Genomic DNA, 21,565 nt, shown 5'->3' with positions numbered 1-21,565 from the left:
TTAGAACTAACAAAAATTATACACGACGACGTTTTGGTGGACGACATCCGTTATGTGGAACTGGTGTTACGTCTTTAATTGCTGTGATTTCTAATCCAGCTGATTGTAACGCACGGATCGCTGATTCACGACCTGGGCCAGGACCTTTAACTGTTACTTCTACAGTTTTCAAACCGTGTTCCATAGCAGCTTTTGAAGCTGTTTCTGAAGCCATTTGAGCTGCAAAAGGTGTTGATTTTTTAGAACCTTTAAATCCTAACGCACCTGCTGAAGACCATGATAATGCATTACCGAAATCATCAGTGATCGTTACGATTGTATTGTTGAATGTTGAACGGATGTGAGCTACACCACTTTCAATATTCTTTTTAACTCTACGTTTACGAGAAACTTGTTTACGTGCCATTTATATGTGCCTCCTTTACTTATTATTTTTTCTTGTTCGCTACTGTTTTAACTGGTCCTTTACGCGTACGCGCATTGTTCTTAGTGTTTTGACCACGAACTGGTAAACCACGACGGTGGCGAATTCCACGGTATGAAGCGATTTCCATTAAACGTTTAATGTTTAAGTTTCTTTCACGACGAAGGTCACCTTCAACTTTGTAACCATCTACAACTTCACGGATACGACCTAATTCGTCATCAGTTAAATCGCGAACACGTGTGTCTTCAGATACGTTTGCTTCTTTAAGAATTTTTTGTGCTGTTGTTTTTCCGATACCATATACGTAAGTTAACGAGATTACTACGCGTTTCTCACGTGGTACGTCAATACCTGCAATACGAGCCATTTATTTACACCTCTCTTTTATTAGCCTTGTTTTTGTTTGTGTTTTGGATTTTCACAAATCACCATTACTTTACCTTTACGACGAATAACTTTACATTTTTCGCAAATTGGTTTTACTGATGGTCTTACTTTCATCTTTGTATACCTCCTTGTATTTGGAGTGACGATTATTTATAACGATAAGTGATTCTTCCGCGTGTTAGGTCATACGGAGACATTTCAACTGTTACTTTGTCGCCAGGTAGAATTCTAATATAGTTCATACGGATTTTACCACTAACGTGTGCTAAAATTTCATGTCCATTTTCTAATTCTACTTTAAACATAGCGTTTGGTAAAGTATCTAATACTGTACCTTCTAATTCGATTACATCTTGTTTAGCCATGATCATTTCCCCCTTTTTCTATTCATTCTCGTGAAATACAAACGTATTTCATGTTTTAAAACCTGGTCCAAAATTAGAGACATACTTTAGGTGATTAAATCACATAGAATAAGCACAGGTTTATAAAATTGGGATGATTTAATACTTAAGATTTGCATTCGACAACACTTCAAATACTTATCGCTTCTTGTAATCACTCCGATTGTATTCCAAAAACCTAAATACTATCTTGATTCTTAAAATTGAACGCATTCACGCGTTCAAGAATCACCTAAAGCTAGGCGAATTCGGGGTGAAAGCGTCATTACTATAATGATTCAAGAATTTGAATAACATCTTCAGTAACATTATCAATTTGTCTAGAACCATCGATGTTTTTAAGGACACCTTGATTTTCATAGAAATCTAAAAGTGGTTTAGTTTGTTTAACATTAACACTTAAACGATTTGCTACTGTTTCAGGGTTATCGTCTTCACGTTGATATAATTTACCACCGTCAAGATCACAAACACCTTCAACTTTTGGTGGATTAAATACTAAATGATAAGTTGTTCCACATACTTCACAAATTCTTCTGCCAGTTAAACGATTCATAAGTTCTTCTTCCGCAACTTCGATGTTAATAACAGCATCTACTTTACGATTTAAGTCACTTAAAATTTCATTTAATGCATCAGCTTGTTCAACTGTACGAGGAAAACCATCTAGTAAAAATCCTTTTTTCGCATCTTCTTCAGCTAGTCTTTCTCTAACGATACCTATAGTCACTTCATCTGGTACAAGTTCCCCGCGATCCATATAAGATTTAGCCTCTTTACCAAGGTCAGTCTCTTCTTTGATCGCTTTACGGAACATATCACCAGTTGAGATATGAGGAATAGGGTATTTCTTAACAATTTCACTCGCTTGAGTACCTTTACCTGCACCAGGTAAACCCATTAAAATGATGTTCATAAAAACCCTCCTACTTGCTTATCGTCTTCTAAAGCCTCTATATTCACGTTGATTGAGTTGAGCTTCTAAAGTTTTCATTGTTTCAATTGCAACACCGATAACGATTAGTAAGCTAGTACCACCAACTTGTATTGCTTGAGGTAAATTCATTAACTTAATTGCTAAAATCGGAATAATAGAAATTAAAGCTAAGAAAATTGATCCCACAAACGTTAAACGATAAAGCACTTTAGTGATGTATTTTTTAGTTTGATCTCCAGGTCTAATACCTGGTACATAACTACCTTGTTTTTGTAAGTTTTCTGCCATCTTTTCAGGATTAACCTGAACAAATGCATAAAAGTATGCGAAAGCTATAATTAAAATAACATATACAATCATACCAATATTATGAGAAGGATCTGCGTAATTTGTAACTGTTTGCGCCCATTCTTGATCAGGGAAGAATAATGTTAAAGTCTTCGGAAGCATAAAGAATGCCATCGCAAAGATTACCGGAATTACACCTGCTGCATTAACTTTTAAAGGTAAATATGTTGCGTTTGCAGATAAAGAACCACCTGCGCCTTGAGTTTGACGTTTAGCATATTGAATAGGAATTTTACGAATTGCTTGAAGTACATAAACTGCACCAACAGTAAGTAAAATCATACCTACGAATAAACCAATCGCTTTTAACCAAGCCATAGTAGTATCATCTGCGCCAACAAAACTTTGTTGGTAAAACTGAATTAATGAGTTTGGCATAGAAGATAATATACCAGCGAAGATAATAATAGATATACCATTACCAACACCAAATTGTGTTATCTGTTCACCTAACCACATTAAGAAAGCTGTTCCTGCAGTTAAAACAAGTGCTATTAACACATAATTTAAGACTGAAGTATTTTGAATTAAATTACCACCGAGCATATTATTAAATGAATACGACATACCTAAGCCTTGAACAAAGGCTAATACAATTGTGAAGTAACGTGTAAATTGATTAATCTTTTTACGACCAACTTCACCTTGTTTAGACCACTCTGTAAACTTAGGTACAACATCCATTTGTAATAATTGCATTACGATTGAAGCAGTAATGTAAGGCATAATACCCATAGCTAAAATTGAGAAGTTCTGCAAGGCACCTCCACCGAATGTGTTAAACAAATCGGTAATACCTTGCGAACCTTTATTTTGATTAAAAGCATCTGGATTAACACCAGGAGCTGGAATATATGTTCCAACTTTAAATATAACGAGCATTGCTAGTGTGAATAATATCTTGTTACGAATATCTTTAGTCTTCAAAAAACTAACGATCGTTTCAAACATTAGATCACCTCATGCGTTCCGCCCTTACCTTCGATTGCTTCAATAGCTGAAGCTGAGAATTTATGAGCTTTTATTGTTAATTTCTTTTCTAATGAACCGTTTCCTAAAACTTTAACGCCAGATTTTTCAGATTTAACAACACCTGATTCTACTAATAATGCTGGTGTAACTTCAGTTCCTTCTTCGAAACGATTTAATTGATCAAGATTAACAATTGCATATTCTTTACGGTTGATGTTAGTGAATCCACGTTTTGGTAAACGACGGAATAATGGTAATTGACCACCTTCGAAACCTAAACGAACACCGCCACCTGAACGTGCTTTTTGACCTTTAGTACCACGACCACTTGTTTTACCGTTACCTGTAGCCATACCACGACCAACACGGTTACGTTCTTTACGAGCACCTTTAACTGGTTTCAACTCATGTAATTTCATTTTGGCACCTCCTTAATACTTTAGATGAATTTATTTTTCAGTAACTTTTACTAAGTGACTTACTTTGTCGATTTGCCCACGAATCGCAGGATTATCTTCAACTACTACAGTTGAGTTTGTTTTTTTAAGTCCTAGCGCTTGAACTGTCTTACGTTGAGTTTCAGGACGACCAATAACGCTACGAGTGAGGGTGATTTCTAATTTAGCCATAGTGTTTGTTCCCTCCTTAATTTAATAATTCTTCTACTGATTTACCGCGTAGACTAGCTACTTCTTCGGCATTTTTAAGTTCTTTAAGTCCTTCGATTGTAGCACGAACCATGTTGATTGGTGTGTTAGAACCTAATGATTTACTTAAGATATCAGTGATACCAGCAAGTTCTAAAACGGCACGAACTGGTCCACCTGCAATAACACCTGTACCAGGTGCTGCTGGTTTAATTAAAACACGACCTGCACCAAAACGTCCAATAACTTGGTGAGGAGTTGTTCCTTCAACACGTGGAACTGTTACTAAGTCTTTCTTAGCATCTTCTACTGCTTTTTTAATTGCTTCAGGTACCTCTTGAGCTTTACCAGTACCGAAACCTACGCGACCATTTTTATCTCCAACAACTACTAAAGCTGTAAAACGGAAACGACGACCACCTTTAACTACTTTAGCTACACGGTTAATCGTAACTACGCGCTCTTCAAATTCTTTAACTTCTTGTTCTTTACGACGCATGAGTGTCCCTCCTTTAAATTAAAATTGAAGTCCGTTTTCACGAGCTGCATCAGCTAATGCTTTGATACGTCCGTGGTATAAATATCCTCCACGATCAAATACTACAGCGTCAACGCCTTTTTCAGCGGCACGTTTTGCAACGATTTCGCCTACTTTAGCAGCTGCTTCTACATTACCTGATTGCTCTAGGTTAAATTCTTTATCTACAGTTGATGCTTGAGCGATTGTTACACCGTTTAAGTCATCAATTACTTGAGCATAAATATGTTTGTTTGAACGATATACGTTTAAACGTGGCTTTTCGCTAGTTCCAGCTAATTTAGCACGTACGCGGGCATGTCTTTTCAAACGAACTTTATTTTTGTCGATTTTAGCGATCATGTTAGTGCTCCTTTCTTATCTTAATGATTACTTACCAGTTTTACCTTCTTTACGACGAACATATTCGCCTTCGTAACGAATACCTTTACCTTTGTAAGGTTCTGGTGGACGGATTGAACGGATATAAGATGCAATTGCACCAACACGTTCTTTTGAAATACCTTCTACTTTAACTTTAGTGTTTTTCTCTACTGATAATGTGATTCCATCTTCAGCAACGATTTCTACAGGGTGAGAATAACCAACGTTTAAGATGATATTTTTACCTTGCATTTGGGCACGGTAACCAACACCAATAAGTTCTAAGTTTTTCTCGAAACCTTTAGATACACCTTCAATCATGTTAGCGATTAAAGCACGAGTTGTACCATGGATTGTTTTATGTTCTTTAGAGTCAGATGGACGTACAACTTCTAAGCTGTTGTCCTCTTGTTTATATGTCATTTCTTCATTAAAAGTACTAGTTAATTCACCTTTAGATCCTTTAACTGTTACTGTGTTACCTTCGATAGTAACAGTAACGTCTGAAGGGATCTCAATAATTTTCTTACCAACACGGCTCATTATGTGGGCACCTCCTTATAATTTTATAATTACCAGATATAAGCTAATACTTCTCCACCGATTCCACGTTGTCTAGCATCTTTATCAGTTAAAACACCTTCAGATGTAGAAACAAGTGCAATACCTAAACCGTTAAGAACTTTTGGAAGTTCATCAGCTTTAGCATAAACACGTAAACCTGGTTTAGAAATACGTTTTAATCCTGTGATAACGCGCTCGTTGTTTTGACCATATTTAAGGAACATACGGATAACACCTTGCTTATCATCTTCGATATATTCTACGCTTTTTACGAATCCTTCTTTTTTAAGGATTTCAGCGATTTCTTTTTTAATGTTTGATGCAGGTAACTCTAATTTTTCGTGACGTACCATGTTTGCGTTACGCACGCGAGTTAACATATCTGCAATTGGATCTGACATTGTCATTTGTGTTTCCTCCTTTCATTCTTTTGAGTTTACCAGCTAGCTTTACGTACGCCAGGGATTTGGCCTTTGTATGCTAGTTCACGGAAACAAATACGGCAAAGTTTGAATTTACGATATACTGAGTGTGGACGTCCACAACGTTCACAACGAGTGTATTCACGAACTCCGAATTTTTGTTTACGTTGTTGTTTAGCGATCATTGATTTTTTAGCCACTTAATTAGCCTCCTTTATAATTAGAGATTACTTTTGAAATGGCATACCGAATTGTGTTAACAATTCACGAGCTTCCTCGTCAGTGTTAGCAGTTGTAACGATAACGATATCCATTCCTCGTACTTTACTTACTTTATCATAGTCGATTTCAGGGAAAATTAATTGTTCCTTAACACCTAAAGTGTAATTTCCACGACCGTCGAATGCTTTTTTAGAGATACCACGGAAGTCACGTACACGTGGTAATGAAACTGAGATTAATTTATCAAAGAATTCATACATTCTTTCTCCACGTAATGTAACTTTTGCACCGATTGGCATACCTTCACGAAGACGGAAAGTCGCAATAGATTTTTTAGCTTTAGTTACTAATGGTTTTTGACCAGTGATTGCTTGAAGTTCTTCAACTGCAGAGTCTAAAACTTTAGAGTTTTGAACTGCATCACCGATACCCATGTTTACAACTATTTTTTCGATTTTTGGTACTTCCATAACTGAACTATAGTTAAATTTCTTAACTAACTCAGCAGAAATTTCATTATTAAACTTTTCTTTTAAACGTGTCAAAGTGGATCCTCCTTTCACTTAATAATTATTCATTTGATGATTTGATTTCTTCGCCAGATTTTTTAGCGATACGAACTTTTTTACCATCTACTACTTTGAATCCAACACGAGTTGGTTCGTTTGTCTTAGGATCAAGTAATTGAACGTTTGATACGTGGATAGTACCTTCTGTTTCTAAGATACCACCTTCTGGATTGAACTGAGTTGGTTTTTGGTGTTTTTTAATGATGTTAACACCTTCTACAACTACGCGTTCTTTCTTAGGTAATGCTTCTAAAACTTTACCAGTTTTACCTTTATCTTTACCTGAGATAACGATTACGTTGTCACCTTTACGTACGTGCATGTGTAGGCACCTCCTTAGGAATTTTGTTTTTTATCATTATAGATTAAAGTACCTCTGGCGCTAGAGAAACGATTTTCATGAAGTTACCTTCACGTAATTCACGCGCTACAGGACCGAATATACGTGTACCACGTGGACCTTTGTCATCACGGATGATTACACATGCATTTTCGTCAAATTTGATGTAAGAGCCATCTTCACGACGTACACCTGATTTAGTACGTACAACAACAGCTTTAACAACTTCACCTTTTTTAACAACGCCACCTGGTGTAGCATTTTTAACAGTAACGACGATTACATCACCAATGTTAGCTGTCTTACGACCAGATCCGCCTAAAACTTTGATTGTTAATACTTCACGAGCACCAGAGTTGTCTGCTACTTTTAAACGTGTTTCTTGTTGGATCATCTTTGTTTGACCTCCCTTATCTTTATACTTCTATTAAATAATTACTGATTCTTCAACGATTTCAACTAGACGAAAACGCTTAGTTGATGATAAAGGACGTGTTTCTGCAATCTTAACGATATCGCCCATTTTTGCTGAATTGTTTTCATCATGCGTTTTATATTTTTTTGAATATTTTACGCGTTTACCATATAATTTATGAGTTTTGTATGTTTCAACAACTACTGTAATAGTTTTATCCATTTTATCTGAAACTACTTTACCAACGTAAACTTTGCGGTCATTTCTTTCACTCACAGTAATGAACCTCCTCTACTTGATTATTTATTATCTGCTGCTTTCTCTTCTTCGATTTCTCTTTCGCGAACGATTGTTTTTAGACGTGCAATCGTCTTTTTAACTTTTCGAATGTTAGCAGTCTCTTCAAGTTGACCAGTTGCTAACTGAAAGCGTAAGTTGAATAATTGCTCTTTAGCTTCTTTGATTTCTTTTTCAATTTCAGTAGTGGTTAAATTTCTGATATCCTTAGCTTTCATTTGTGTCACCACCCAATTCTTCACGTTTTACAAACTTAGATTTAACTGGAAGTTTGTGTGCTGCAAGACGTAATGCTTCACGTGCAACTTCTTCTTGAACACCTGCAACTTCGAACAAGATACGTCCTGGTTTAACTACTGCTACCCATCCTTCAACTGCACCTTTACCTGAACCCATACGTACTTCTAAAGGTTTTTTAGTATAAGGTGTATGTGGGAATATTTTGATCCATACTTTTCCGCCACGTTTCATGTAACGTGTCATTGCGATACGAGCTGATTCGATTTGACGAGAAGTAATCCAAGCTGCTGTTTGAGCTTGTAAACCGTACTCACCAAATGTTACTTCATTTCCGCCTTTTGAACGACCAGTTGTTTTTGGACGATGTTGACGACGGAATTTAACACGCTTTGGTAATAACATTATTATTTTCCTCCTTCACTAGACTTCTTTGTAGGAAGAACTTCTCCACGGTAGATCCATACTTTAACACCTAATTTACCGTAAGTAGTGTCGGCTTCTTCATGTGCGAAATCAATGTCTGCACGTAATGTATGAAGTGGAACAGTTCCTTCTGAATATTGTTCTGCACGAGCGATATCTGCGCCACCTAAACGACCAGATACTTGAGTTTTGATACCTTTAGCTCCCAATTTCATTGCGCGTTGGATAGCTTGTTTTTGAGCACGACGGAAAGATACACGGTTTTCTAATTGACGAGCAATATTATTTGCTACCAATGTTGCATCTAAATCAACTTTTTTGATTTCGATAACGTTGATGTGTACTTTTTTGTTAGTCAATGCGTTTAATTTGTTACGTAATTTTTCAATTTCTGAACCGCCTTTACCAATAACCATACCTGGTTTACCAGTGTGGATAGCGATATTGATACGGTTTGCTGCACGTTCAATTTCAACACTTGAAACTGAAGCTTCTTTTAATGCTTCTGCGATATATTTACGAACTTTTAAGTCTTCATGTAAAAGTGTTGCGAAGTCTTTACCTGCATACCACTTTGCTTCCCAGTCACGAATTACACCGACACGAAGTCCGATTGGATTAATTTTTTGACCCACTATATTCCCTCCTTAATGATTTAGTTAATTATGCTTCTTTAACTTCTTTAGCTTCTTTTTCGCCAACTACGATTGTAATATGGCTAGTACGTTTGTTAATCGCACTTGCACGACCTTGTGCACGTGGACGGAAACGTTTCAATGTAGGTCCTTCATTAGCGTAAGCTTCTTTTACTACTAATGTGTCAGGATTTAAATCATAGTTATGTTCTGCATTTGCTAATGCTGACATTAATAATTTTTCAACAACAGGTGATGTTGCTTTGTTTGTTAATTTTAAGATGGCAATTGCTTCTGCCACTTCTTTACCTCTAATAAGATCTAAAACTAATCTCACTTTACGAGGTGCGATTCTTATTGTTCTAGCAACCGCTTTTGCTTCCATTGTGACTTCCTCCTCTTTTTAGAAATTAGCGTTTAGTCTTTTTGTCGTCTGCAGCATGACCTTTATAAGTACGTGTAGGTGCAAACTCTCCTAATTTATGTCCAACCATATCTTCAGTAATGAAAACTGGCACATGTTTACGACCATCATATACTGCTATTGTATGTCCGATGAAGTTAGGAAATACTGTTGAACGACGAGACCATGTTTTAATAACTGATTTTTTTTCACCTTCGTTTTGAGCTTCAACTTTTTTCATTAAATGATCATCAACGAAAGGTCCTTTTTTAAGACTACGAGCCATTATGGCGCCTCCCTTCTTATTTAATGCGCGCGGCATCTAAGCCGCACACGTAAATAAGGTATTATTATTTTTTCTTACGACCACGAACGATAAATTTAGATGAACGTTGGTTTTGTTTACGAGTTTTCTTACCAAGTGTTGGTTTGCCCCATGGAGACATTGGTGATTTAAGACCGATTGGTGTACGACCTTCACCACCACCATGTGGGTGATCGTTAGGGTTCATTACAGAACCACGAACTGTAGGACGTTTACCCATCCATCTAGAACGACCAGCTTTACCAATTGTGATTAATTCGTGTTGTTCATTACCAACTTGACCGATTGTTGCACGACAAGTAGATAAGATCATACGAACTTCACCTGATTTAAGACGAACTAGTACGTATTTACCTTCTTTACCAAGTACTTGAGCACTTGTACCAGCTGAACGGACTAATTGTCCACCTTTACCTGGTTTTAATTCGATGTTGTGAATTGTAGTACCAACTGGGATATCAGTTAATGCTAATGCATTACCTACTTTGATATCTGCATCTGGACCATTGAATACTTCTTGTCCTACTTTTAATCCTTTAGGAGCAATGATATATCTTTTTTCACCATCTGCGTATACTAATAATGCGATATTAGCTGAACGGTTTGGATCATACTCGATAGTTGCTACTTTAGCAGGAATTCCATCTTTGTTACGTTTGAAATCAATTACACGGTATTGACGTTTATGACCGCCACCTCTGTGACGAACTGTCAATTTACCTTGGTTGTTACGTCCCGCTTTTCTCGGAAGCGGTTGTAATAAAGACTTTTCAGGAGTCGTTGATGTAATTTCAGCGAAGTCTGAAGATGTCATATTACGACGACCATTTGTAATTGGCTTATACTTTTTAAGAGCCATTGTCGTTTTACCTCCTTAATGGTAATTGTTTTTAGTTAAATAGGTCTATTGAAGAACCTTCTTTTAGAGTTACGATTGCTTTACGACGTTTGTTAGTGAAACCATTGTAACGACCAACACGTTTAGCTTTTGCTTTAACGTTCATGATATTTACTGTATCAACTTTCACGTCGAAAATTTCTTCGATTGCGATTTTTACTTGTGTTTTGTTTGCACGTGTATCTACATCAAATGTGTATTTATCTAAAGCCATATCTGATGAAGATTTTTCTGTGATTACGGGGCGCTTAATAACATCTCTTGCTTCCATTATGCGAGCACCTCCTCTACTTTATCCACTGCTGCTTTAGTTATTACGACTTTACTAGAATCTAAGATATCTAATACGTTTAAGCTTTGAGCGTCGATAACTTTAACACCTGGAATGTTACGAGCTGATAATTCAACGTTGCTGTCTACAGTATCAACGATGAATAAAACTTTCTTAGAAAGTTCTAAGTTGCTCATTACATTTTTGAATTCTTTTGTTTTAGGTGCATCAAAGTTGAATGCTTCTAAAACTGTTAATTCGTTACCACTTACTTTTGAAGATAATGCAGAACGTAATGCTAAACGACGCATTTTCTTAGGCATTTTGTAAGAATAACTTCTTGGTGTAGGACCGAATACGATACCACCACCACGCCATTGCGGCGCACGGATTGTACCTTGACGAGCACGACCTGTACCTTTTTGTTTCCAAGGTTTACGTCCACCACCACGAACTGCTGAACGATTTTTAACTGCGTGAGTACCTTGGCGTAATGAAGCACGTTGTAAGTTGACTGCTTCGAATAATACGTGTTGGTTTGGTTCGATACCAAATACACTATCATTTAATTCGATAGAACCTGATTTTGATCCATCTACTTTTAATACATCAATATTAGCCATAATGTTGTTTCCTCCTTTCACCTAAATAATTATTTATTACCTTTTTTAATTGAAGTTGTAAGTTTTACTAAACCTTTTTTAGGACCTGGCACGTTACCTTTAACTAAAATTACGTTATTTTCTGCATCAACTTTAACTACTTCTAAGTTTTGCATAGTAACTGTGTTTCCGCCCATACGGCCTGGTAATTCTTTACCTTTAAATACTTTAGAAGCATCTGAAGCCATACCCATTGAACCAGAGCCTCTGTGGTAACGAGAACCGTGACTCATTGGTCCACGAGAGAATCCGTGACGTTTAATTGAGCCTTGGAAACCTTTACCTTTTGAAACGCCTGTTGCATCAATAATGTCTCCTGCTTGGAAAGTATCTACAGTGACTTCTTGACCTACCTCGTATGCTGAAACATCAATGTTTCTGAATTCACGAGTGAAGCGCTTAGGTGCTGTACCTGCTTTTTTAGCATGGCCTTCAGCAGCTTTAGTAGCATATTTGTTAGATTTACGATCTTTTTTATATGCTTGTTTGTCTTCAAAACCGATTTGAACAGCGTTGTAGCCGTCTACTTCTTCAGTTTTAGTTTGTAATACTACGTTTTGACTAGCTTCTACTACAGTAACTGGTATTAATTCACCGTTTTCTGCGAATACTTGAGTCATTCCAATTTTTCTTCCTAAGATTCCTTTGGTCATCGAAAGTCGCACCTCCTGTTATTTTAATGAATTATAATTTGATTTCGATGTCTACACCTGATGGTAAGTTTAAGCCCATAAGAGCATCAACTGTTTTTGGTGTAGGGTTAAGAATGTCGATTAAACGTTTATGCGTACGTTGTTCGAATTGTTCACGTGAGTCTTTGTACTTATGAACGGCACGGATTACAGTATAAACTGATTTCTCAGTTGGTAATGGAATCGGACCAGACACTTGAGCTCCTGAACGTTTAGCTGTTTCAACAATTTTCTCTGCTGATTGATCGATCATGCGGTGATCATACGCTTTTAAACGGATACGAATTTTTTGTTTTGCCATAATTTTCCCTCCTTGTTCGTCTACTTTATAGTGATAGACTTCTCCACGAAAACTCTCTTACACACCGCCATGGCAAAGCGGCCGGGTGTGTCAGTAACCTCTCGCTTCATCGCTTCTTAAAGTCCAACATTAGATATGATACATGATTTATTTCTATTAATCAATAGATAACCATATATTTTTTCTAATTTCATCTAACACATACCCAAGTATTATAACGGATTATGCGTTCTTTTTCAATAGGTAAAATTTAAATAGATAATTTGTAATCTAAATGTTATAATATAACAAGCAATTTTAACTAGGTGGTGAAATCATGAAAAGAGGAATTAAATCAGTTTTGCTAGTTCTTTCTATTATATTAGTTGTATCTGAGTTATTATTAGCCATACCTTTTCTAGGTGGAGGAATCGTTCTTTCAACTGGTTATAATGCTTTGGTACTTAATGGAACGTTATACTTTATTACGACTCTCATCCTATTAATAGATAACCAGAATTCTGTTAAAGTAATATTTATCATTCCATTAATCGGACTAATCGCTAGCTTTGTTGCAATCATTCCTATTATTGGCTGGTTATTACATATCGTAATGGTCGTATTAATGATCATCTTCTTATTTACGATTATAATTGCGCCAGTATATATCCCATCTAAATATTACAAGACTACTTATAAAAGTTAATATATAAATAAAAAGCCACGAGACTTCATTAAATGAAATCTCGTGGCTTTTTTATTATGCATGTACAAATACAAAGTAAGCGACAAAGACGAAGAATAAACCGTACATAATTGGGTGAATTTCTTTATGTCTTTTTGCTACGATCATTGTAATTGGGTAGAATATAAATCCACACGCGATACCTGTTGCAATTGAATATGTTAAAGGCATCATAATCATTGTTAAGAAAGCTGGTACTGCTATCTCAAATTTTTGCCAATCAATTTTACCTAAGTTACTAACCATCAACACTCCTACTATAACAAGCGCTGGTGCTGTAACCGCACTTGTAACAACTGCCATTAATGGAGAGAATAATAATGCTGCTAAGAAACAAATACCTGTTACAACGCTTGCGAACCCTGTACGTGCACCAACTGCAACACCTGCACTAGATTCTATATAACTTGTTGTAGTTGAAGTACCAAATATTGCACCTACAATCGTTGCTAATGAATCAGAGAATAATGCTTTACCTGCTCTAGGTAATTTATTATCTTTCATTAATCCAGCTTGGTTTGCAACCGCAACTAACGTTCCTGCAGTATCAAAGAAATCTATAAATAAGAAAGTTAGAACGACAATTAAGAATTGTACATTAAATATAGTAGATACATCACCAAACGCTTCGAATGCTGCACCAAATGTTGGTGACACACTTGGTACTTTCCCTACTATACTATCTGGCATTGCAATTAAACCTGTAATTAATCCCGCAATAGCTGTTAAGACCATTCCGATGAAAATTGCTCCTGGTAATTTTTTAGCCATTAATATAATTGTAATGATAATACCGAATACTGCTAATAGTACTTCTGGGTTATGCATAGTTCCAAGTGTAACTAAAGTTGAATCTTCTTTTTTAACAATACCTGCTCCTTGTAAACCTACAAAGGTAATAAACAACCCTATACCGGCAGACACAGCCATCTTTAATTCAAATGGTATTGCATTGATAATAACCTCTCGTAAACCACTCATCGTTAATATTGCAAATATAACACCTGAGAATAACACGCCTGTTAAACCAGTTTGCCATGGAATACCCATTGTTAGCACAACTGTAAACGCGAAAAACGCATTTAATCCCATACCTGGTGCTAAAGCTATCGGGTATTTCGCAATGATACCCATAAATAAACAACCAACTAGTGCTGCTAAAGCTGTAGCAACAAACACAGAACCTTGGTCCATTCTCATTGAATCAGGTACATTTTCAACACTTGCCAAACTTAACATTGATGGGTTAACCGCTAATATGTATGCCATAGATAAGAATGTCGTTAAACCACCAAGAATTTCTCTTTTATAATTTGTTCCCAATTCATCAAACTTAAAGTAACGTTTCATCATAAGACTCCTTTATTAATTTCAACACTGTACATTGTATTACTGGGAACATCAAAAATCAATACTTTTTACGAACATTTATATATTTTAATTTATTTATGTTCGTGTTATAGTTCGCTTTTTACGCTTTATAATCCGTGACAGTACGCCTCTAGCCAACTCAATTAAATATATAAACAAAAACTGAGACATCACATGATGTCCCAGCCTTTATTCAGATTAAGTTAGAACTTCAACCCTTTTAAAGCGTCTTTAAATGGATTGTTTTCTACTTCTTCAGTTTGCATATATTTCTTCATTTCTTTTTTGCCAATTTTACCTGATTTTCTATTTTTAAGTCTTTCGTCCATATGCTCTTGTGTTTCTGTATGACCACATACACATCTATAAGTCGCTTTTTTTCCTGTACCATAGAGTGTAAGTTTTTTCTTACAGTTTGGACATCTGGCATTCGTTTGTCTTTGTTGATTCTTTTTAGTCTTACATGTTGGATCTTGACACACAAGCATTTGACCATTTTTCGTTTTAACTTTAAGCATAAATTTTCCACAAGTCGGACACTCAGTCGTTGTGATATTATCATGCTTGAATTTGTCATCACTTTCTTTAATATCTGTGATGATTTCTCTCGTGAAGTTTCTCATTTCATCCATGAATTTATTTTTAGAATAATTTCCTTTTTCGATTTGAGTTAACTTCATTTCCCAATCTGCTGTTAATTCTGGTGATGTCAGTTGTTCAGGTGCTAAGTTTAATAATTGTTTACCTTTTGGCGTAATCTTAATTTTACCTTGTACCGATTCTATAACATTAGAACTATATAACTTCTCAATGATATCTGCTCTAGTTGCAACTGTTCCGATACCACCTGTTTCATTTAAAGTTTGAGCCAATTTCTTATCTTTAAGTTTAAAGAAATGATGTGGTGATTCCATCGCTTTTAGTAAAGTTCCTTCATTGAAGTATGCAGGTGGTTCTGTATCTTTACTAACGACATTCACTTTTTGTATATTCACGTGCTGTTGTTCTTCAAAAGGTAAAACTTTTACATGCGTCTTTTCTTCATATAATTCCTTAAAGCCTAATTCAACTGCTACTTCTTGTGTCAGTTTAAAAGTTTCTCCTTCACATGTTAATGTCACAGTTGTTTCTTCATATTGATATGGTGGTAATAATACTTCTAAAAATCTCTCAGCTACAAGCATATATATTTTTTGTTCTCTAGGAGATAACTGATCAAAGTTAGGTCTCACTTCTGTTGGTACAATCGCATGATGGTCTGATACTTTTTTATTATCAACAAAATGTTTACCCGCTTTAATTGGTTTCTTAAGCAATGGTACAGCATGAGATTTAAGTGGCGTAGCACTTAATGATGATACTCGTTCTTTCAGAGATGAAACCATATCATCTGTTAAGTAGTTAGAATCTGTTCTAGGATAAGTCAGTACTTTATGCTGTTCGTACAATGCTTGCATTGTATTCAACGTTTCTTTCGCACTCATTTTATATCGTTGATACGCTGTTTGTTGCAAACTTGTAAGATCGTATAACTTTTGAGGGTACTTTGTTTTTTTCTTCTTCGAAATATTTTGGATAATACCCTTTTTATTTTGAACTTTTTGTTTAACTTGTTCTATTAAATCAGAATCAAATGTTTTATCCCCACTCTTACTCAGCCATTTAAATTTATATCCTTCAACTTCAATATTCATTTGATAATACTTTTCAGGTTTAAATGATTGAATTTCTTGTTGTCTCATTTGTACAAGATTTAAAGTTGGTGTTTGAACACGACCACACGATAATTGCGCGTCATATTTCGTTGTTAAAGCTCTAGTCGCGTTTATACCGACAATCCAATCCGCTTCACTTCTACATAATGCTGCTTGATATAAATTGTTGTATGCTTCACCAGGTTTTAAATTTTGAAAACCTGCTTTAATTGCTTTTTCAGTAACCGAACTGATCCATAGTCGCTTAATTTGCTTTTTGACTTTTGCTTTTTCAATAATTAATCTTGCAACAAGTTCTCCTTCTCTACCAGCATCTGTCGCAATAATAATTGAATTCACATCGTCTCGCTTCATCAAATGTTGAACTGTGTTAAATTGGCTTCTTGTTTTCTTAATTACAACATGTTTCATATAATCAGGAATAATTGGTAAAACATTTAAATTCCATTCTTTAAATTTTTTGTCGTATTCTTCAGGCGTAGCATTCGTTACAAGATGTCCTAATGCCCAAGTAACGATATAATTTTTATTTTCAAAGTAACCTTTTTTCTGATCATGAATACCTAATGCTTTAGCGATGTCACGACCTACTGAAGGTTTTTCTGCAAGAACTAATACTTTCATTTCTTTTCACCCATTCTTTTTTACATTCGTACTATTATAACATGAATAAAAAGTGTTCTAAAGGCATGAAAAACTTTTATAAATTTTCGATTAATCGTATAATGGAATAAAATAATCGTTGAATATTAAAGGAGTGACTATCATGCAAATACTGCCTCTTAAAGAAATCGATTCGATTGCTTCTTATTTACACGAAAAAAATAGGCAAGTAACAAACTACGTGACACATATACCCCAGTCAATAGAAGATATAAAGAATGACTTAAGCCATAAATTTGATGAGAATACCTTCTACTATATAGAAGATCATGACACAATTATCGGGATATTAGGATTTGAAAGCGTAGATGATGAAACTGCAAATGTATGGGGACCAATCGTTAATGATACAAGTGAAGAAACGTTAAGCGCGTTAAAAGAAATATGGGAAACACTTTTAAACGATCATCCAAACATTAAATATTGTCACATTTCACTACATAAAGATCACATTTTAAATAACAGTAAACTGAAGAGACTACATGCGGGATATGTAGAAACGCAATATACGTTAGAAATTCAACAACCACCTTTACCAATTGATAAGAAACACCAAATGACGCCGTACAGCAAACCATATTACTATGCATTTAATAAATTACATTCCAATAGTTTCAAACATAGTGATATCAGTGCTGACGATATAATAGACTCACTAGATGATAATCATGCGCTTTATTTATATATAGCTGAAGGGCTCGTTAAAGGCTACATATATCTATCCATAGATATACCTGAGAAATTAGCCACAATTCCTAATTTAGCTTCTCACCATGATTACAGAAAACAAGGCATTGCTTTTCAAATGATTCATTTCGCGACGACAGAAGCATTTAATCATCAAGATGTCGAAACAGTTCGTATCTATGTAGATAGTAAAAAACATGAACAAATACAATTATTATATGAAAAAGTCGGTTTCCACATCGTCAATGAAACACATCATTTCAAATATGTTAGACCATACGATGTTTAACATTTAAACTAAGACCCACGAATGCTTATTGAACATTCATGGGTCTATTTTTAATAGTAAAATTACATTGTGAGCTATATGTTTTACATTAAAAAAGTTTCGGGCGTATAATACTTGGGTAGTTTAAATAATGCAAATAAATAGAGAAAGCGAGTCTTGTGTATGGAATACCTTATAGCGCTATTACCAGCATTGTTCTGGGGAAGCGTCGTATTAATCAATGTTAAAGTTGGTGGAGGTCCTTATAACCAAATCTTAGGTACAACAATCGGGGCTTTCATCATCGGTTTATGTTTATTCTTCTTTGGTGATGTACACTTTACATTCACTACAGTTATTATCGGTATGATTTCTGGTGCTTTCTGGGCACTTGGACAAGGATTTCAACTTAGAAGTGTAGACTTAATTGGGGTTTCAATTACGATGCCTATATCTACAGGCTTACAATTACTTGGAACAACATTATTCAGTGCTGCATTTTTAGGAGAATGGTCAACAGGTACGCAAGTTGCACTTGGCCTATCAGGTTTAGTGTTACTAATTATCGGTGTTATATTTACATCTGTTCAGAAAAAAGGTTCTGGCAATAGCGGAAATACTAAAAAGCTTGGTAAAGCTATTCCAATATTACTCATATCTACAGTCGGTTATGTCGTATACGTTGTAATCGGCCAAGTATTCGGTGTTGAAGGTTGGGATGCGCTATTTCCACAATCTATAGGTATGGTAATTGGTGGTATCATTTTATCATTCAAACATAAACCTACTGTTAAACATACGTCACTCAACTTATTGCCAGGAATTGTATGGGCATTAGGTAATATGTTCCTATTCATTTCACAACCAAAAGTTGGTGTCGGAACGAGCTTTTCATTTTCACAAATGTTAGTAATCGTTTCTACTCTAGGTGGTATTTACCTATTAGGTGAACAAAAAACAAAACGTCAAATGACATTTATTTGGATAGGTATCGTGTTAATCATTATTGCCGCATTTATTATTGGTGCAGCTAAAGGGTAAACTCAATATATAAAAATAGGAGTGTTTAATATGTATGAAGATTTAAAAGATAAAGTTGTGATTGTCACTGGAGGTAGCAGTGGTATTGGTAAAGCAACTGCTGAACGATTTGGTAAAGAAGGATCAAAAGTTGTCATTGGATATTTAGGTCACGTTGAAGAAGCTGAAAAAATCGTTCAATCTATTAAAAATTCTGGTGCTGACGCGGTTGCTATTAAAGCAGACGTTTCAGTAGAAGCAGATATCAAAAACTTGATTCAACAAACACATGAAACATTTGGTCGTATAGATGTGTTGATCAATAATGCTGGTTTCGAAAAACCAATTCCATCTCATGAAATGAGTTTAGAAGAATGGTCTAAAGTTATCGATATCAACTTAACAGGTGCTTTTATTGGTAGTAGAGAAGTCATTAATTACTACTTAGAGCATGATATTAAAGGTCAAATCATCAATACTGCAAGTGTGCACGATGTTATTCCTTGGCCAAACTACGTCAATTACGCAGCAAGTAAAGGCGGCTTAAAATTGATGATGGAAACTTTATCTATGGAATACGGTAAAAATGGTATAAGAATTAATAATGTTTCTCCAGGGGCTATTGTTACAGAACATACTCGCGAAAAATTCTCTGACCCTGCAACACGTGAAGAAACATTAGAAATGATTCCATTACATGAAATTGGTGAAGCGGATCAAGTTGCAAATATTAATGCATTCCTAGCTTCAGAACAAGCAAGTTATATTCACGGTACAACAATATATGTTGATGGCGGAATGACAAACTACCCTGCTTTCATGGGCGGTAAAGGTTAATATATAACAAAAAGCGTTTGGATGCGAAATCCAAACGCTTTTTTAATGTTTAATTAAACAAAGAAAAATTGATATACATATAATATGACGATTGATATGACAATACTTAAATTAGTAGCCATGCCGACTATAGGTAAGGTCTTATATTTAAATGTAATAGCATAAGACAATACTGAAACACCTATAGGTAATAACCAACCAATAAGTAACGTCGTTTTGATCATTGGATCATCAACAGGTAAGAAGAAATGAACAATTAAGCCCATTAATAAACCAAAGCCATAATGAAATGCTAAGTATTTAACAACAATTGGTAAGTATGCTTTTTCGATTTTAAAATTCAAGAATAAACCTAATAAGATCATGGATAATGGCATATTGGCATTTGCAATAATTCCAAAGAAATCTATCGCTTTATCAGGTACTTTAATGCTCATTATATTTAAGATAAACATAATCATATATGTCATAAGTGGTACGGTCTTTAATAAATTTAAACCCATTCGTTTAAAGTCAAACTGATCGCCACCATCATTGAAGTAACTACCAACAAAATAAGTTACACCAAACATAATGATAGCTGTACCAATGTCTAACATACCAAAGTATAATAAACCATTTTTAGGCCAAATTTGTGCGACTAATGGATATGCAAACAGTCCAATATTAACTGAAGCGGCCATCATGCCAACAGTACCTCTTATTTGATTATTATATTTTTTCTTGAATAACCATATGATTAGTAGCTTTGCTATAATGCCGTATAATAGCATTAATATAGGTAGCCATCCTAAAGATAAATCTAAATCAGATCCATTTAAATTTACAATCACTAATGAAGGCAAAGTAACATTTAGTACAAGTGTTGCAAGTACATTACCATCAGAAGCTTTAAAGAATTTAAGCTTCTTTAGAACGTATCCTAAAGCAATTAATAAAATAATCATTATAAATTTTTCTGTCACTTTATCACTTCTCTCATTAAACTCACATTTATCTATATTAACAACAGTTTAACTTCTATGCACACTTTTTGTTTGAAATATTAATAAATTATACTAAAATTAGTTTAGTTATATTTAATAATATCATCAAATCTTACATCAATGACTTTGGCTAAATCTGCTGGATCAAGTTCAATTTGATAACCACGTTTACCTGCACTTACGATAAACGTAGTTAATGGTTCTGCATTGATATCAATTACGGTTTGATATGTTTTTTTCATACCAATTGGAGAACAACCACCTCTGACATACCCTGTAACTTTGGTGAGTTGATCAAGTGGTAAGAGTTCTAATTTTTTCTGACCAACAGCTTTACTAGCTTTTTTCATATCAAGATGTTCAACGACTGGAATAACAAAAACGAAATATTCACGATTCCCATTTGTTAATACAAGCGTCTTATACACTTGATGTTCTGGTTTCTGAATTAATTGCGCAACTTCATGACCATCTAAATGATCTTTTCCTATTTTAAATTCATGAGTATGATAAAATATATTATATTGATCTAAGATGCGCATAGCATTGGTTTTTACTTTTTTCAATTTATCACCTACTTCATAGCTATTTT

Annotated in this window: 35 protein-coding genes; 4 read left to right on the top strand and 31 right to left on the bottom strand. The window is 35.0% G+C overall.

The features are described 5' to 3' along the window. Positions 1–16 precede the first annotated feature (16 nt). From rpsK to rpsJ, 27 genes are all read right to left on the bottom strand, one after another. The gene (gene rpsK, locus MHH94_RS03550; RefSeq protein ID WP_025906484.1) at positions 17–406 is read right to left on the bottom strand and encodes a 30S ribosomal protein S11; all 390 of its coding nucleotides are present in this window, start codon (positions 404–406) and stop codon (positions 17–19) included. A gap of 22 nt (positions 407–428) precedes the next feature. Further along, positions 429–794, bottom strand: a complete 366-nt coding sequence (gene rpsM, locus MHH94_RS03545; protein ID WP_048541062.1) for a 30S ribosomal protein S13 — start codon at positions 792–794, stop codon at positions 429–431. A gap of 20 nt (positions 795–814) precedes the next feature. Continuing rightward, complete coding sequence (gene rpmJ / locus MHH94_RS03540) at positions 815–928, bottom strand: 50S ribosomal protein L36 (protein ID WP_003156543.1); 114 nt, start codon at positions 926–928, stop codon at positions 815–817. 32 nt (positions 929–960) lie between these two features. After that, a complete protein-coding gene (gene infA, locus MHH94_RS03535) occupies positions 961–1,179 on the bottom strand; it encodes a translation initiation factor IF-1 (RefSeq protein WP_001118443.1) in 219 nt (72 codons plus the stop codon). 307 nt (positions 1,180–1,486) lie between these two features. Next, on the bottom strand, positions 1,487–2,134 hold the full coding sequence (locus MHH94_RS03530; RefSeq protein ID WP_048541064.1) for an adenylate kinase: 648 nt from the start codon (positions 2,132–2,134) through the stop codon (positions 1,487–1,489). Between the two features lie 18 nt (positions 2,135–2,152). After that, a complete protein-coding gene (gene secY / locus MHH94_RS03525; RefSeq protein WP_048541066.1) occupies positions 2,153–3,454 on the bottom strand; it encodes a preprotein translocase subunit SecY in 1,302 nt (433 codons plus the stop codon). Then, a complete protein-coding gene (gene rplO, locus MHH94_RS03520; RefSeq protein WP_025906782.1) occupies positions 3,454–3,894 on the bottom strand; it encodes a 50S ribosomal protein L15 in 441 nt (146 codons plus the stop codon). The genes secY and rplO overlap by 1 nt, the downstream gene beginning before the upstream one ends. A gap of 30 nt (positions 3,895–3,924) precedes the next feature. Further along, on the bottom strand, positions 3,925–4,104 hold the full coding sequence (gene rpmD, locus MHH94_RS03515; protein ID WP_025906783.1) for a 50S ribosomal protein L30: 180 nt from the start codon (positions 4,102–4,104) through the stop codon (positions 3,925–3,927). A gap of 16 nt (positions 4,105–4,120) precedes the next feature. After that, positions 4,121–4,621 (bottom strand): 30S ribosomal protein S5, encoded by a 501-nt coding sequence (rpsE, locus tag MHH94_RS03510; RefSeq protein ID WP_025906784.1) that lies wholly within the window; start codon positions 4,619–4,621, stop codon positions 4,121–4,123. A gap of 18 nt (positions 4,622–4,639) precedes the next feature. Continuing rightward, positions 4,640–5,002: a 50S ribosomal protein L18 gene (gene rplR / locus MHH94_RS03505; RefSeq protein WP_037589017.1), complete on the bottom strand. Its 363-nt coding sequence runs from the start codon at positions 5,000–5,002 to the stop codon at positions 4,640–4,642. 27 nt (positions 5,003–5,029) lie between these two features. Beyond that, on the bottom strand, positions 5,030–5,566 hold the full coding sequence (gene rplF / locus MHH94_RS03500; protein ID WP_025906786.1) for a 50S ribosomal protein L6: 537 nt from the start codon (positions 5,564–5,566) through the stop codon (positions 5,030–5,032). Positions 5,567–5,595: 29 nt separating this feature from the next. Continuing rightward, positions 5,596–5,994 (bottom strand): 30S ribosomal protein S8, encoded by a 399-nt coding sequence (rpsH, locus tag MHH94_RS03495; protein WP_025906787.1) that lies wholly within the window; start codon positions 5,992–5,994, stop codon positions 5,596–5,598. Positions 5,995–6,023: 29 nt separating this feature from the next. Beyond that, complete coding sequence (locus MHH94_RS03490; protein WP_016998812.1) at positions 6,024–6,209, bottom strand: type Z 30S ribosomal protein S14; 186 nt, start codon at positions 6,207–6,209, stop codon at positions 6,024–6,026. Between the two features lie 27 nt (positions 6,210–6,236). Next, positions 6,237–6,776 (bottom strand): 50S ribosomal protein L5, encoded by a 540-nt coding sequence (gene rplE / locus MHH94_RS03485; RefSeq protein ID WP_025906788.1) that lies wholly within the window; start codon positions 6,774–6,776, stop codon positions 6,237–6,239. 25 nt (positions 6,777–6,801) lie between these two features. After that, positions 6,802–7,122: a 50S ribosomal protein L24 gene (gene rplX / locus MHH94_RS03480; RefSeq protein ID WP_048541067.1), complete on the bottom strand. Its 321-nt coding sequence runs from the start codon at positions 7,120–7,122 to the stop codon at positions 6,802–6,804. A 43-nt stretch (positions 7,123–7,165) separates the two neighbouring features. Next, positions 7,166–7,534 carry a 50S ribosomal protein L14 gene (gene rplN, locus MHH94_RS03475; protein ID WP_016911102.1) on the bottom strand — a complete coding sequence of 123 codons (369 nt, stop codon included), beginning with the start codon at positions 7,532–7,534 and terminating at the stop codon, positions 7,166–7,168. A gap of 33 nt (positions 7,535–7,567) precedes the next feature. Further along, positions 7,568–7,831, bottom strand: a complete 264-nt coding sequence (gene rpsQ / locus MHH94_RS03470) for a 30S ribosomal protein S17 (RefSeq protein ID WP_016911101.1) — start codon at positions 7,829–7,831, stop codon at positions 7,568–7,570. Between the two features lie 23 nt (positions 7,832–7,854). Then, entirely contained in the window at positions 7,855–8,070 is a 216-nt protein-coding gene (rpmC, locus tag MHH94_RS03465) for a 50S ribosomal protein L29 (protein ID WP_016998808.1), read from the bottom strand. Further along, positions 8,060–8,494, bottom strand: a complete 435-nt coding sequence (gene rplP / locus MHH94_RS03460) for a 50S ribosomal protein L16 (protein ID WP_016998807.1) — start codon at positions 8,492–8,494, stop codon at positions 8,060–8,062. The genes rpmC and rplP overlap by 11 nt, the downstream gene beginning before the upstream one ends. A 2-nt stretch (positions 8,495–8,496) precedes the next feature. After that, positions 8,497–9,150 (bottom strand): 30S ribosomal protein S3, encoded by a 654-nt coding sequence (gene rpsC, locus MHH94_RS03455; RefSeq protein ID WP_025906790.1) that lies wholly within the window; start codon positions 9,148–9,150, stop codon positions 8,497–8,499. 28 nt (positions 9,151–9,178) lie between these two features. Further along, positions 9,179–9,535, bottom strand: coding sequence for a 50S ribosomal protein L22 (gene rplV / locus MHH94_RS03450; RefSeq protein ID WP_025906791.1), 357 nt, complete (start codon positions 9,533–9,535; stop codon positions 9,179–9,181). 25 nt (positions 9,536–9,560) lie between these two features. Then, entirely contained in the window at positions 9,561–9,839 is a 279-nt protein-coding gene (gene rpsS, locus MHH94_RS03445) for a 30S ribosomal protein S19 (protein ID WP_025906792.1), read from the bottom strand. A gap of 64 nt (positions 9,840–9,903) precedes the next feature. Then, positions 9,904–10,737, bottom strand: a complete 834-nt coding sequence (rplB, locus tag MHH94_RS03440) for a 50S ribosomal protein L2 (RefSeq protein WP_025906793.1) — start codon at positions 10,735–10,737, stop codon at positions 9,904–9,906. Positions 10,738–10,768: 31 nt separating this feature from the next. Next, positions 10,769–11,047, bottom strand: a complete 279-nt coding sequence (gene rplW / locus MHH94_RS03435) for a 50S ribosomal protein L23 (RefSeq protein WP_025906794.1) — start codon at positions 11,045–11,047, stop codon at positions 10,769–10,771. Then, positions 11,047–11,670: a 50S ribosomal protein L4 gene (gene rplD, locus MHH94_RS03430; protein WP_025906795.1), complete on the bottom strand. Its 624-nt coding sequence runs from the start codon at positions 11,668–11,670 to the stop codon at positions 11,047–11,049. Before rplD ends, rplW begins: the two co-directional genes overlap by 1 nt. 29 nt (positions 11,671–11,699) lie before the next feature. Then, positions 11,700–12,362, bottom strand: a complete 663-nt coding sequence (gene rplC / locus MHH94_RS03425) for a 50S ribosomal protein L3 (RefSeq protein WP_025906796.1) — start codon at positions 12,360–12,362, stop codon at positions 11,700–11,702. 31 nt (positions 12,363–12,393) lie between these two features. Continuing rightward, positions 12,394–12,702, bottom strand: a complete 309-nt coding sequence (gene rpsJ, locus MHH94_RS03420) for a 30S ribosomal protein S10 (RefSeq protein ID WP_016998799.1) — start codon at positions 12,700–12,702, stop codon at positions 12,394–12,396. 316 nt (positions 12,703–13,018) lie between these two features. On the opposite strand from rpsJ, the gene MHH94_RS03415 reads away from it, so the two are divergent. Beyond that, complete coding sequence (locus MHH94_RS03415; RefSeq protein ID WP_048541070.1) at positions 13,019–13,387, top strand: hypothetical protein; 369 nt, start codon at positions 13,019–13,021, stop codon at positions 13,385–13,387. A gap of 54 nt (positions 13,388–13,441) precedes the next feature. Here the strand turns inward: MHH94_RS03415 and MHH94_RS03410 are convergent, their stop codons facing one another. Next, the gene (locus MHH94_RS03410) at positions 13,442–14,776 is read right to left on the bottom strand and encodes an NCS2 family permease (RefSeq protein WP_084755802.1); all 1,335 of its coding nucleotides are present in this window, start codon (positions 14,774–14,776) and stop codon (positions 13,442–13,444) included. Between the two features lie 224 nt (positions 14,777–15,000). Continuing rightward, positions 15,001–17,136 (bottom strand): DNA topoisomerase III, encoded by a 2,136-nt coding sequence (locus MHH94_RS03405; protein ID WP_078354935.1) that lies wholly within the window; start codon positions 17,134–17,136, stop codon positions 15,001–15,003. A 142-nt stretch (positions 17,137–17,278) separates the two neighbouring features. Here MHH94_RS03405 and MHH94_RS03400 point away from each other — a divergent pair, with 142 nt between their 5' ends. The 3 genes from MHH94_RS03400 to MHH94_RS03390 all read left to right on the top strand — a co-directional run bounded on the left by MHH94_RS03400 (position 17,279) and on the right by MHH94_RS03390 (position 19,987). Further along, complete coding sequence (locus tag MHH94_RS03400; RefSeq protein WP_078354936.1) at positions 17,279–18,151, top strand: GNAT family N-acetyltransferase; 873 nt, start codon at positions 17,279–17,281, stop codon at positions 18,149–18,151. A gap of 162 nt (positions 18,152–18,313) precedes the next feature. Further along, a complete protein-coding gene (locus tag MHH94_RS03395) occupies positions 18,314–19,171 on the top strand; it encodes a GRP family sugar transporter (RefSeq protein ID WP_048541076.1) in 858 nt (285 codons plus the stop codon). Positions 19,172–19,201: 30 nt separating this feature from the next. Beyond that, entirely contained in the window at positions 19,202–19,987 is a 786-nt protein-coding gene (locus MHH94_RS03390; RefSeq protein WP_058591150.1) for a glucose 1-dehydrogenase, read from the top strand. 53 nt (positions 19,988–20,040) lie between these two features. Here the strand turns inward: MHH94_RS03390 and MHH94_RS03385 are convergent, their stop codons facing one another. After that, positions 20,041–20,952, bottom strand: a complete 912-nt coding sequence (locus MHH94_RS03385; RefSeq protein ID WP_058591151.1) for an AEC family transporter — start codon at positions 20,950–20,952, stop codon at positions 20,041–20,043. Between the two features lie 104 nt (positions 20,953–21,056). Beyond that, positions 21,057–21,539 (bottom strand): Cys-tRNA(Pro) deacylase, encoded by a 483-nt coding sequence (gene ybaK / locus MHH94_RS03380; protein ID WP_171992046.1) that lies wholly within the window; start codon positions 21,537–21,539, stop codon positions 21,057–21,059. Positions 21,540–21,565: the final 26 nt, after the last annotated feature.

It is taken from the genome of Mammaliicoccus sp. FSL K6-3158, from assembly GCF_038005105.1.
GTDB lineage: Bacteria > Bacillota > Bacilli > Staphylococcales > Staphylococcaceae > Mammaliicoccus > Mammaliicoccus sciuri.
The sequence above is the reverse complement of the archived record's forward strand: the minus strand, read 5'-3'. Positions and strand labels throughout refer to the sequence as shown.